At 39.3% G+C, this 12,255-nt stretch carries 14 protein-coding genes and 1 tRNA gene; 2 read left to right on the top strand and 13 right to left on the bottom strand.

Annotated elements, in window-relative coordinates; genetic code table 11:
• Window positions 1-30: 30 nt before the first annotated feature.
• Genes LU635_RS11700 through flxA form a run of 13 tightly spaced genes read right to left on the bottom strand, consistent with a single transcriptional unit; the run spans window position 31 to window position 10,050 of the window.
• On the bottom strand, window positions 31-396 hold the full coding sequence (locus LU635_RS11700; protein WP_240099425.1) for an ApeI family dehydratase: 366 nt from the start codon (window positions 394-396) through the stop codon (window positions 31-33).
• 25 nt (window positions 397-421) lie between these two features.
• Entirely contained in the window at window positions 422-1,045 is a 624-nt protein-coding gene (gene lolA2, locus LU635_RS11695) for a flexirubin biosynthesis/transport protein LolA2 (RefSeq protein WP_240099423.1), read from the bottom strand.
• Window positions 1,032-1,802: a polysaccharide deacetylase family protein gene (locus LU635_RS11690; RefSeq protein ID WP_240099421.1), complete on the bottom strand. Its 771-nt coding sequence runs from the start codon at window positions 1,800-1,802 to the stop codon at window positions 1,032-1,034. Before LU635_RS11690 ends, lolA2 begins: the two co-directional genes overlap by 14 nt.
• Window positions 1,792-2,859 carry a beta-ketoacyl synthase N-terminal-like domain-containing protein gene (locus tag LU635_RS11685; protein WP_240099419.1) on the bottom strand — a complete coding sequence of 356 codons (1,068 nt, stop codon included), beginning with the start codon at window positions 2,857-2,859 and terminating at the stop codon, window positions 1,792-1,794. The genes LU635_RS11690 and LU635_RS11685 overlap by 11 nt, the downstream gene beginning before the upstream one ends.
• Window positions 2,852-4,036 (bottom strand): beta-ketoacyl-[acyl-carrier-protein] synthase family protein, encoded by a 1,185-nt coding sequence (locus LU635_RS11680; protein ID WP_240099417.1) that lies wholly within the window; start codon window positions 4,034-4,036, stop codon window positions 2,852-2,854. The genes LU635_RS11685 and LU635_RS11680 overlap by 8 nt, the downstream gene beginning before the upstream one ends.
• Window positions 4,037-4,039: 3 nt before the next feature.
• Window positions 4,040-4,297, bottom strand: coding sequence for a phosphopantetheine-binding protein (locus LU635_RS11675; protein WP_240099415.1), 258 nt, complete (start codon window positions 4,295-4,297; stop codon window positions 4,040-4,042).
• Window positions 4,290-4,895, bottom strand: a complete 606-nt coding sequence (locus LU635_RS11670) for a 3-oxoacyl-ACP synthase (protein WP_240099413.1) — start codon at window positions 4,893-4,895, stop codon at window positions 4,290-4,292. Before LU635_RS11670 ends, LU635_RS11675 begins: the two co-directional genes overlap by 8 nt.
• Window positions 4,888-6,033 (bottom strand): beta-ketoacyl synthase N-terminal-like domain-containing protein, encoded by a 1,146-nt coding sequence (locus LU635_RS11665; protein ID WP_240099411.1) that lies wholly within the window; start codon window positions 6,031-6,033, stop codon window positions 4,888-4,890. Before LU635_RS11665 ends, LU635_RS11670 begins: the two co-directional genes overlap by 8 nt.
• Window positions 6,034-6,453: an acyl-CoA thioesterase gene (locus LU635_RS11660; RefSeq protein WP_240099408.1), complete on the bottom strand. Its 420-nt coding sequence runs from the start codon at window positions 6,451-6,453 to the stop codon at window positions 6,034-6,036. It abuts the gene before it with no gap.
• Window positions 6,450-6,899, bottom strand: a complete 450-nt coding sequence (locus tag LU635_RS11655; RefSeq protein ID WP_240099406.1) for a hotdog family protein — start codon at window positions 6,897-6,899, stop codon at window positions 6,450-6,452. The genes LU635_RS11660 and LU635_RS11655 overlap by 4 nt, the downstream gene beginning before the upstream one ends.
• A 2-nt stretch (window positions 6,900-6,901) precedes the next feature.
• A complete protein-coding gene (locus LU635_RS11650) occupies window positions 6,902-7,780 on the bottom strand; it encodes an LpxL/LpxP family acyltransferase (protein WP_240099404.1) in 879 nt (292 codons plus the stop codon).
• 4 nt (window positions 7,781-7,784) lie between these two features.
• The gene (flxB, locus tag LU635_RS11645; protein ID WP_240099402.1) at window positions 7,785-8,516 is read right to left on the bottom strand and encodes a flexirubin biosynthesis SDR family reductase FlxB; all 732 of its coding nucleotides are present in this window, start codon (window positions 8,514-8,516) and stop codon (window positions 7,785-7,787) included.
• Between the two features lies 1 nt (window position 8,517).
• Window positions 8,518-10,050: a flexirubin biosynthesis tyrosine ammonia-lyase FlxA gene (flxA, locus tag LU635_RS11640; RefSeq protein WP_240099400.1), complete on the bottom strand. Its 1,533-nt coding sequence runs from the start codon at window positions 10,048-10,050 to the stop codon at window positions 8,518-8,520.
• A gap of 534 nt (window positions 10,051-10,584) precedes the next feature.
• On the opposite strand from flxA, the gene LU635_RS11635 reads away from it, so the two are divergent.
• Both LU635_RS11635 and LU635_RS11630 read left to right on the top strand, forming a co-directional pair.
• Window positions 10,585-11,820 (top strand): NAD(P)/FAD-dependent oxidoreductase, encoded by a 1,236-nt coding sequence (locus tag LU635_RS11635; protein WP_240099398.1) that lies wholly within the window; start codon window positions 10,585-10,587, stop codon window positions 11,818-11,820.
• Between the two features lie 161 nt (window positions 11,821-11,981).
• Window positions 11,982-12,064, top strand: a tRNA-Ser gene (locus LU635_RS11630).
• Window positions 12,065-12,255: the final 191 nt, after the last annotated feature.

Here is a 12,255-nt window from a genome sequence, read left to right as displayed (position 1 = left end):
CGGGGAGGAACATAGTTTATAGAATGAGAATTAAAGGCGCTTATAAAGGGAGTTGATCTTCAAAACTATACCCTTATGATTCTTAGCTATTCCTTTAAGTTTAATAAAGTCCCCGTTTTTTTCAAGCTGGGATTCCAGAATCAGTTCCTCATTTTCAGTAGGATCAAAAACAGCGGTGAATTTCACATTGTCTGCCCGGGCCAACTGAAGTGAATTTTCATAAATCCGTTCTGCTTCCTCCTTGAACAATTGCATTAGAACAACTCCCGGGGTTACAGGTCTTCCAGGGAAATGCCCTTTATAGATCTCGTGATCTTTATTTACCCTGAGAGTAGTATGGTAAAGGTCTTCTTTATGCTCCGTCTGTAAAACCTCGTAAAATTCCTTTAAAATCATTCTATCGCTTTAAAGGACAAGATAATTAGTTTTGAAAAACAGAAGGAGGTATGGACTGATTAATTTTAATGTTTTTCATGAAGATCTCGGTATAATCACCTGAAGGGTCTATTAACCGCACCGAATTAATGAGATGATCTGAATTAAAATTGACCCATATCTCACTGAACATTCCACTAAGGCCTTGATCCTTCGGGATTATCCTTGCTTTGATATTCTGATTGTCTCTATGATAAGTAATAGTAAAGTCTTTATCTGCCTGCAGAATTTTGCCATTCACACTGCCGGCAACCAGTTCTCCCATTTTTTCAAAAAGTTTATTTGAAGACAAATCCACTTCTGACAACTGTCCGTCTTCCATGATATAGAGTTTGGAGTCTTTAAAAAGGATCTGGTAATCATAAGGCCTGAGATACTCCCATTTTAGAAGATCTGGAGACTTGTAATAAACTTTTCCCTGACTTTCCGGGTTTTCATCCATCACCTTCATGTGCTTGGTCTGCATAAATTCAGCCGAGAAGCTGTTTATACCATTTGCTTTTTCGATCACCCTGGTTTTAAAGGCATCTTCCTCAGCATTGTTTAAAACACCCTTTTGAGCTACCATATTAAGGCTAAGGAAAAATATACAGATCTTAAGTATACGCATTGATTCTAAATAATTTATCAAGTCTTACAACAGCGAAATCACGCTGCCTTAGAAATACCAATAACTGTTCCAAGATAATATAAGTTTTATCCATATTATCATGTAAGAGGATAAGATCACCTTTATGGAGCCTTTTTGTAATTCGATTTATAATGACTTCAGGTGAACTGGTAATAGCATCATAGGGCCTGATATTCCAGCCAATCACCTTATGCCCTGTTTTTTGTAAAGCCCTTTTGGTCTTAGGGTTAATTATCCCGAAAGGAGGCCGAAAAAGATTCATTTTCACACCACCAATTTGTGTAGCAATATTATCACATTCAGTAATTTCATTTTCTATGGTCTTACTGCTCAGAAAGCCCATTCGTCGTGTATGAGAATAAGTATGATTCCCTACAATATGTCCACGCTTCAGAATCTCCCGGAAAATCTGAGGGTGTTCCTTGATCTTTTTCCCGATACAGAAAAACACTGCTTTTGCATCATGTTTATCAAGAACATCAAGGATCTTAAGGGTATTCTCATCAGGACCGTCATCAAAACTTAACGCAACCGCATTTTCAGGAAAATCAGGGTTTCGGTTATAGGCCTTAACAAAAAAGTTGAATTGTACGTTGGTGGAAACTATAAGTATGAATGTTATATATATAACCACTAGTAACGGTAAGGGCCAAAAGGGCCATCCCATCATAAAATAAAAGCCAAGCAAAAGGAGTAAAAGGCTTACGAAAAGTATATTGACAGCTTTATAGGTCAAGGTTTTTTAAAAGAATTAGTCCATGATTCTTTCCCAGATACTGATTATAGATCAGGATCTTTCGGGGTTCTTTGCAATTTAAGTCATTCAGTTTAATAAAATCGGGGATTCTCTTTTCTTTCATAATTTTAGAAGCAAGCCAGAAAGCATAAGCTGAAACCGAATTATTTTCACCAACCAGATGCTTGAAGGCCAACTGTACTTTACCAGCAAAAAGCTTCTCCCGTAACTCGTGGTAATAAGAGTCATATCTGGAATCCCCATTATTACCCAGGATCACAACATCAATATCTGAGGAACTAAGATTATTAGTCTGAAGAAATTGTTCGGTTCTCTTACCAATATTCTGAACTTCTGTGGAGTTAATGATTTCAACATCCACTAATTCTGCATAGGAATTTTCAGATTCTTCTGAACCAAGAATAAAGAAAGAAGAGGTCTCTGAAAAAATACTTCCGGAAGTTTTCGATGCTAACAGATCAGTATTTCTAACCGGTTCCTGCTTCAACTGTCCGTCGAGTTTCTGGAAACCTGTGAACGCAGGAGAAGTCTCATCTACGCCTCCTACCAAAACATTCTGAATTTCAGTTTCAGATTTAAACTGCAGGATACTATCCAATAGTGCACTCTCAAAAGAAGCTGAGTTCTGTGTATAGGTCATATTATATCCGGTGCACTTAAGGTCAAGAGCGATCTGACCTCCTACCGTATTATGAGTGGATTGAATAAAGGAGGTGGGTCTTAAAAGCCCTTCCTCCGAATTTAGCATGCTAACCATGAAATTTTCGGTATCCTTCAGGCATCCCTGTCCTGTTCCTACCAGAATCGAATCGGGAATATCAATTTTTGCATCCAGGAGGGCCTTCTTTGAACTAAATAAACCCATTTTTACCGCCGCGGACATTCTTCTGAGCAGCATGGGATTGATCATGGATTTATAATCCTGGTTTAATGCCGGGATTATATTATCCTGGTATTCCTTTAAAGGCTCAGTTTCGAAAATGTCTTCGGACTGAGGAGAAATAGATGCTATGCCATTTATGTAAATCCTACTCATCTTTCTGAAAAATTAAGGAAGTACAATTTCCTCCAAATCCGAATGAATTGGAAAGGACGGTATCTATCTTCACTTTTTGAACCTCAGTAACCGGGTTCAGTCCGGTTTCTTTCATCGCGGTACTGAAATTCAGATTGGGAAAAATTTCCTGTTCCCTTATGCAAAGTAAACTAAACACTGCTTCAGCTGCTCCTGCTGCTCCCAGCGTATGGCCTGTGAATGATTTAGTGGAACTGAACGCGGGAATTTCATCACCAAAAACACGCCTGAAAGCAATACTCTCAGAAAGGTCATTATTCTTAGTTCCGGTTCCGTGAGCGTTTATATAATCAACCTCGTTTCCTGAAATACCAGCTTTTTTCAGAGCTTTTGAAATTGCCAGAAAGGCTCCTTCCCCATTTTCTGAAGATGCCGTCTGGTGAAAGGCATCATTGGCATTCCCGTAACCGGTAAGCCTGCCTAATACTTCTTTGCCACCTATACAATCATCAGCTTCAAGCAGAATAAAGGCCGCGGCCTCGCCCAGGTTAAGCCCGTTCCGGTTTTCATCAAAAGGCCTGCACTCATTTCCAGAAAGTATCATTAGTGAATTAAAACCGTTCAGGGTGAATTTAGTGAGGCAGTCACTACCGCCAACGATCACGCGTTTCAGCTTTCCCGACTCAATCATCCTGGCTCCCATCATAATCGCATTGGCAGAAGAAGAACAGGCCGTACTTATTGTAGAAACAAAATTCTTCAACCCAAAATACTCCGCAATCATTTCAGTTGAGAATCCGGGATGCTGAGCCTGGATGAATTTGCGCTTTTCCGGATCCTTTTCAAAGTCCTTAAAATAACGCTCTGTCATATCGATCCCGCCAACACTGGTTCCCGAAATGATACCGGTATCTGAAGAAAAATTCTTCAGATCTGTATTATCCAGCAACTGATTTACTGCATAAATACCTAGCATGGTAGCCCTGGTATACGCAGATTTCGGATTTAATTTTAGGAGAGCATTTAATTCGGAGTTCGATAACGCTATCTCCCCTACGGGTAAGTTGTTATGCCTGGTCTTCAAATTCTGAGGAAAACCTATGCCGCTTTTACCTTTAAGCAGGGAATGCCTGGTTTCTTCCAGGTCTTTCCCAATAGAGGATATAATCCCCACTCCGGTGACGGCAACACCTTTCATAAATTACCTGGTCCGGTTTTTCTCGATAAAATCAGCCATTGTATTTATAGAATTAAAGACTTCCTTTCCCTGCTGGGGATCTGAAAGTTTAATTCCGTAGTCCTTTTCCAGCAGCACTATAAGTTCAAGGGCATCGATACTGTCCAGCCCCAGACCATCCCCAAAAAGAGGTTCGTCATTATCTATTTCGCTAACCTCCATATCTTCAAGGTTTAACTGTTCAATAATGCTTTTTTTTAATTCAGTATGCAGGTCACTCATGTGTAGGTAAGTATAATTTCTTTAGCTCTTCTTCATTAAAATCGTATCGTCCCTCAGGGCCAATATGGCACAAAAATACATCATAATCGCTATTGTGCAAGTCAACCCAGCCACAAACAATTTCCCTGGCTTTTTCCTGTTGAAATAATGTTTTGGAATAGTCTATAAAAAGACCTGGGTCGAAGTCTTCACTAACCAGGAATATATTCTCGGATCTAAGCTGAAATCTAATGCTTATTTCCCCAAGCATAATATTTGGCAAGGTATAAACAAAAACTGAAGGAGACGGGAAATCATTCATGGTTTCTGCATAGGCATTATCAGTTTCAAGACTGGAAGCAGCGTTGGAAAATACAAGAGCAGTTTCAGGATCAGGTTCTATATTCTGGAACAAGATCTCGCTTGCCAGATACCCCAGTTTGGATAGCTTGTCCATTTTAAAGAATTTGGGATACTTAAGTTCCTGATCTTTATAAATTTCCTTCAGAAATGATGAAAGCTTTTGATCGGGATAGTTTTGCACGACGACTTTCCCGTTCCTGAGTAGCTTTCCATTCCGTATGATCACCGAATCCTTTATGAATAGGTTCTTACTCATATACTTCCTTTTTTAATAACATGGCCAGGTTACACCCGCCAAAACCGGAAGCCGTTTTTAATGCGAGACTTAGTTTCTTATTACGATTTTCCTTAATAATATTCAAGGGTATAGAAACCCCCACCTCTGAGAAATTCAGCGAAGTAAAAAGTTCATTTTCCAGCAGACTGTGTTTTGTGAGAATGGTCTCTATTAAAGCAGATGCGCCTAAAGTATGCCCGTAATATCCTTTGAAACTGTTCACGGGAACCTTCTCCAGTCCGGCGCGATTAAAAGCAATAGCCTCCATCTCATCATTGAATTCTGTAGCGGTACCGTGAGCGGACAAATAATCTATTTCTTCAGGTTCGATATTATTAGCCGCAAGCAGCCTGGATATACTTAAATAAAGCCCCTCCCCTGTTCTGCTTGGTCCTGAAATATGGTTCGCATCATTGGCTGTACAGGCATCGATATATGAAATTCTATCCTCATTTTTACCAGCCTCCGGGCCAATTAATATTGCTGCAGATGCTTCTCCAAGACTGATCCCCGTCCGGTCACTGGAGAAAGGCCTGCATGGTTTTTCACTTATAGCCTGAAATGACTGAAAGCCTGAAAGCACAAAGTCTGACACTAGATCTCCAGCAACCACAATAGCATTTAAAAACCTTCCGGCTGTTATCAAATCGTTTGCGGTCTTAACGGCGAGTGCACCCGAAATACAGGCATTAGAAACCACCACGGGTTTCTTTTTAATTTGGAAGAAATCTGCTATAACTTCTGCCAGTTTCCACAGGAAAAGCCTGTCTTCCGGAAACTCATCTTTTCCTAACTGGTCAATACTTCCTTTGGTGGTAGAAATTATAAGCCCTGTATCTTGCATTTCAAGCCCCGGATTTTGATCCAGAATCTGCTGAACGGCAAGGATCATCAGTTTTTCAAGCTTGGTAAACATAGCCGGAGCACCAATATCACTAAAATGTTCATCTATAGCTTTTTCAGGGATCAGACCTGCATAAAAACCGTCTTTAAGGAATCGTGAATTAGTATGGAATTTCAAAGCCGATCCACCACTACGAATCGCCTTCAGGTTTGCATCAGTTCCAAAACCCAACGGAGAAATAATCGAATCACTTAGCAGGTAATTCCTTTTCATTTAAATCAAGCCCATTTTCGATTTCCAATCTAAGAAAAACGGCGGATTGTTAAGCACTAATTCTGAATTTTTATCGGTAAAGACCTGAGTTGTTTCACCGGTACAGATAAGTTTCCCCGAAGAGAATATTTTATACTGAAAAATGATCTTTGCAGCTGCAGAATTCACAAAAGAGGTCTCCACTTCAAACTCATCTCCATACTTAAGAGGAAGTTTATGTTCACAAACAGATTTAACTATAGGTGTTGAGAAGCCTTTCTCTATTGCGTGCAGGTAAGAAATATTATGTTTTTTACCGAAATCTTCCCGGCCTTCTTCAAAATATTTGAGGTAATTCCCATGCCAGACGATCTGTAAAGGATCACATTCATGAAAGCGAACTTTCAATTTTATGATACTCTTCAATGCACTTTCATTCATTCTACCGTAACGGTTTTCATTTCGGAAGTGGCGATCACCTTTCCCATCTCATTTTCGGTTCTAGCAGATACAGAAGTCACGTTCATGATCTCATGAAGAATCTCAACATAGGTCTTTAACTTCTCTCCTACTTCAGGGCAATCAAATATCTCCACTGTTTTGATAAGCCCGATAAAACCGGTCTTGGGTTTTGTTTGTCCGTTAAGAGATCCCTGGTAACCCCTGTGCAGTGACATACTCTGTGCCATATGTTCTATTAATCCACTTTCAGAAAGTCTGTTCTCATCCAGCAGAACATTTTCTTCCGGCACCGTAAAACCTGTAATCCCAGTCAAAGCAGTGTATTCAAAAAGAGTATCTACAAAAACAAAGGGTTCTTTCTGAGGAATTAATTTTATGATCTCTTCAAGGGCGGTTATAGGGTGATGCAAAAGGTTTTCTGCCATAATTAACTGAAATCATTCCAGTAGTCATAATAATTATACCACTGATGAGGATATTTTTTCACCATTTTCTCCAGGTCTTCCAAATAAGCCTTTAAGATTTCACTGGCTTTAAATTCTTTTGGAATATATGGCCTGGCATAAAAATGATAGTGAAAATTCTTTTCACGCATTAAATGTACAAATAAGACAGGAATTTTATTTCTTGCTGCAAGTTTAAACGGCCCCTGTGGAAAATTAACCGTTTCTCCCAGAAATTCAGCCTTATAGGTTTTGGAATGTTTTAAATATCTGTCTGCCGCAAAAACAAGTAATTCGTTATTAGCCAGGGCTTCCTTCATCTTAAAGACGTGACTGAGGTCTTCTTTCAAAACTATGATCCTGACTTCCGACTTTCCGGTGACCGACTCCAGATAATTCCTGATCTGCCTGTGTTCAAAATCTGTAACCACAAGATTAACGGTGGCTTCAGAATGTTTTTCTTCAAAGAAATGCTTGGCAAGATTAAAATTCCCAATATGAGCTGTGAGTAATATCCCTCCTTTTTTCTGCTTCAAAAGAGCGTTAATATGTTCAATTCCATCAAACTCGAAAGTGAATTTATGTTTCAAACCACTGGTAATGGCAATACGGTCCAGTTGAATACGGCCAAAAGTAAAATAGCTCCGGTATACATGCAACGCCGAATTTATTGGTGAATAGCCAAGTCTTTTTCTGAATAGATAGTAGGTGCTTTTAGTAGAAGTAAAAGAAAAAAAGATAAAATAGGCTGCAACAAAAAGAAGTACGAAATAAGCCGAATACAGACCGGTTTTCTTAATTATCTGCACATAGATTTTGAAGCCTAAAAGCGTACCCCGAGATTTTCCTTTCCAGGTTGCCATGGATCTATGAATATAAACCTCCGTTAATATTTATTACTTCCCCCGTAATATAAGCGGACTTTTCCGAAGCCAGAAAGCTTACCAGATTAGCCACTTCCTCTGGCTCTCCAAACCGGTTAAGAGGAATAAGTTTTTTAAGCTCATCTTCATTAAAATCGCTGGTCATATCTGATTTAATAAATCCGGGAGCTACGGCATTCACCGTCACCTTACGTTTACCAATTTCCTGAGCGAGAGCCTTGGTAGCCGAGATCATGGCTCCCTTCGCAGCCGAATAATTTACCTGCCCCGGGTTTCCTTTTAGCCCGGAGAGCGACACTATATTGATGATTCTTCCAAACCTGCTCCTTAGCATATCCTTTAAAACAGCCTGGGTCACGTTATAAAATCCGTTGAGACTGGTATTGATAACTGAGTCCCATGCTTCCTGATTGGTCCAGATAAATAGTCCGTCTTTAGTAATGCCTGCATTATTTACAAGCACTTCTATTTTAGCCTCCGGGTTTTCTTTTTTCCAGTCTTCAATTGAATTTTGAGTTGAATCATGATCGGCTACATCAAATCTCAGGATATCGCATTTAAGCCCCATTTTCTCTATTTCTGATTTGGTTTCTTGAGCGGCCCCGGTATTAGAATGATAATTCAGGAGTATATTATATTTAAGATCGGAAGCAATGCGAATACAAATGGCTTTCCCAATCCCTCTTGACCCTCCGGTTACCAGTGCATATTTCATATTAATAGGCTTCGTTATTTCTTAAATAATCCTTCAGTTTTGAGATCTCTGTATATAATGGCCTGTCATCTTTAATTGGAGGAATGATAGATCTCAGAATCTCAAGTTTTGATTTGGTTGCCGAAGACAGTTTCTTATCAAAATCCAAATAATAAAGGGCCTGAATAATGGTGGCCAGTTCGGTAGAGAGTACCTCAAAACTGTTATCAATCACCTTCCGGGTAATATTAGCCGAATTGGCTCCCATGCTCACAATATCCTGATTATCGTTATTGTTCGGGATACTATGAACGTACATTGAATTTGAGAGCATCTGGTTTTCTGCCGTGGTGGAGACCGCGGTAAATTGTGCACCCTGCATTCCGAAATTCAGACCTAATTTGCCAAGATTTACAAATGGAGGTAAAATATCGTTTAGTTTGGAATTGAGAAGATAATTCAACTGTCTTTCAGCAAGCATAGCGGTCTTGGTGATCACCAATCTTAATTTATCCATTTCCAGGGAAACATAGTCACCGTGAAAATTCCCGCCATGATATACATGTTCCGTTTCAACATCAATAATGGGATTATCATTCGCCGAATTTACTTCCTCAATGAGAATCTTTCTTGAGTTATCTATCGTATCGGAAACCGGACCCAGAATCTGGGGAACACATCTTAAGCTATAGTATTCCTGAACCTTTTCCTTGAAAAAAGTGTTCTTATCAGCTCCATTAGTGTAAAGATGTTCATTCCGGTCCCTTGTAAGCTGAGAATCGGCCAGATGCCTCCGCATATGTTTTGCAATTCGCTGCTGGCCTGGATGAAGTTTGGATGAATTTAGTTCTTCCGAAAGATGGTCATCATAAGCCTCCACGATCTCATTGATCACCGAACTGCAGAATATTACCCATCCCAGCAGTCTTTTGGAGTAGATGACATTAACAATGCCTATCCCCGTCATCGCCGAGGTTCCATTCATCAACGCCAGTCCTTCACGAATTTTGATCTGAGCCGGTTTAATATTCAGCTCATCGAAAACATCTTTTGTGGGTCTTCTTTTTCCTTTATAAAAAACCTCTCCCTCTCCTATCAAAACAAGGGCAAGATGAGCCAGCTGAACAAGATCCCCTGAAGCGCCTACCCCACCGTGTTCAAAAATAAGTGGGGTGACATTCTTATTGATCATATCGATCATAGTTCTTGCAACAGAAGAATGAATTCCCGATTTCCCAAGGCAAAGAGTGTTTAAACGAGCCAGCATCAAAGCCTTTACATAAAGCGGCTCCATGATTTCCCCGGCACCCGTAGCATGACTTCTAATAAGGTTTAACTGAAGATTGACCCTGTCGCCATTCTCTATTTTATACTGAGCCATAGGTCCAAAACCGGTATTTACACCGTAAATTATCTTATTTTGAGAAAAATCTTTCAGGAAACTGAAACTTTCATCAAGTCGTTTTAATGTTTTTTTATCGAGGTCAATTTGCTCATTATCAAAAAGAACTCTGTAAAAATCGACAAGTTCCAGTGCATTTTCTAGATTCAGCATATACCTTTTCTGCTAGTAGTTTTAGGTTTGGGATAGCTGTTAAAGCTTTTAACAAATGTAGTATAATAAATACAAAACATCTATGTTTAAGAGGTAGGTTTCAAATAGATTTGAGCCTGGGGTAGGAAATTAATTTATAGAATCGGTTTCAAGTTTTAATTCTATTTAAAACTAAGTTTAACATATTAACTCCTATTTTATTAAAAGGTTAGGCTTGCATTATACACTGTGATTTTAACGGAGACTCTTTAACTTTAATCACAGATTTAATATTCAAACAATACTGGTCATGAGCAATAAACAGGAAAGGGAGTTCATGAAAAAGCTGAGAGACAGATCTTTTAACCGGGATCTCTCGGCCTATTTTAGCATAATCCTTTTTACACTACTCATAAGCATAATGTTTGTCTATTAATTTTTGCTTATATCTCAGGAACTCCCCGGTTTATGCCGGGGTTTTCTTTTTCTTCAAGAAATATTTCGCATCATTTCATACATTCTCTTTAAGTTTGTCTATCGCACTCTTTCTGATCTATGAAAAAGGAAATTAAAGATATAATCATCATTGGAGCCGGACCATCTGGAATGGTCGCTGCCGGATATTTACAAAAACAGAACGCTTCCCTTCTCGTTCTGGAAAAACAGAAGTTCCCAAGGTTTAGCATTGGTGAAAGCCTTATTCCCCGGTGTATGGAAAATTTTGAAGAAGCAGGGTTATTACCAGCAATAAAAAAGGAAGGCTTCCAAAAGAAATTCGGCGCCCGCTTTATTAGAGGAAAGGACGTTGCAGATTTTGATTTCAGTAAAAAATTTGGAAATGGCTGGGATTGGACCTGGCAGGTGCCCAGAGCAGATTTTGATAAAGTCCTGGCTGATGAAATCTCTTCAAAAGGAGTTAACATACAGTTTGAAACTGAAGTTAAATCTCTAGAGTACCAAAATGGAATCTGGAAAATCACGGCTATTGACCGTTCGGGATATGAATCACAGTTCTTTACTCGTTTCATAATTGATTCCAGTGGAAATGGAAGGGTTCTGGCCCGTAAACTTGAACTTGAAGCTCCACCAAAGATCTATGATCATTCTTCAATATTCACTCATATAGAAGAAACAGACAGACCTTTAGGAAAAGAAGGTGAGCAGATAAGTTTTGAAGTTTTGAACACTGAAACCTGGTTCTGGTACATTCCCTTTTCCAATGGAACCTCCAGTATTGGATTTGTTGGGCCAAATGAGTGGTTTGATAGATTCAAAGGAACAAATGAGGTGTTATTCCGAAAAATGCTACAGGAAACCAATTACTATAAAGGGAGGTTTGATAATTATGAATTCCGTTTTGAGCCGGTAAAACTTCAGAATATTTCCAGAAATGTGAATTATATTCATGGTAAGGGTTTTGCACTTACAGGCAATTCTGCAGAATTCCTGGATCCTGTATTTTCTTCAGGTGTTGCTTTTGCTACCGAATCCGGACTTCTCGCAGCAAAACTTGCCTACAGGGAACTTAATGGAGAGAAAGTGGACTGGGAACAGGAATATTCTGCTTATATCAATAAAGGAGTAAATGTATTCTCTACCTACGTAAAAGAATGGTACTCCGGTAAGCTACAGGAAATATTCTTTCATCCATATCCAAATGAGCAGATCAAGGAACAGATTTGTGCGGTACTGGCGGGATATGTATGGGATAATTCAAATCCTTTTGTAAGAAAACACAGTCGGATTCTAGATAATATTTACAAACTAATCCAATCTGAGAAAACCGTTTAAAAAAATGTACCGGCTTAGATTGCTGAAGCCAAGTATTTTAAATATTAAAGCCTTATTTTTATCCGGAATTAAACCGAAAAAAGAAATAAAAGGTTTGGAAGGTTTATAAGTAAAAGTTACATTTGCAACCGCAAAATTAGTTGCGACGTTCTTATAACAACGGAGAGGTGGCAGAGTGGTAATGCAGCAGCCTGCTAAGCTGTCATCCTTCTTGGATGCCCGGGTTCGAATCCCGGTCTCTCCGCAAGATTTTTAGTCTGTGGTTTTTTATTCTCTTTTTCAATGGAAAAATCGGGGTAAATTTCCTCCGCTTCCCGGCTGCTTTTTTAAAGTGATTTGGAACGGAAAAGACTAAAAATAATAATTATTACTCGGGGTGTAGCGTAGCCCGGTTATCGCGCCTGCTTTGGGAGCAGGAGGCCGCAGGTTCGAATC

Source organism: Christiangramia crocea, assembly GCF_022410465.1.
GTDB classification, from domain to species: Bacteria; Bacteroidota; Bacteroidia; order Flavobacteriales; family Flavobacteriaceae; genus Christiangramia; species Christiangramia crocea.
This window is presented reverse-complemented; position numbering and strand designations above follow the sequence as displayed.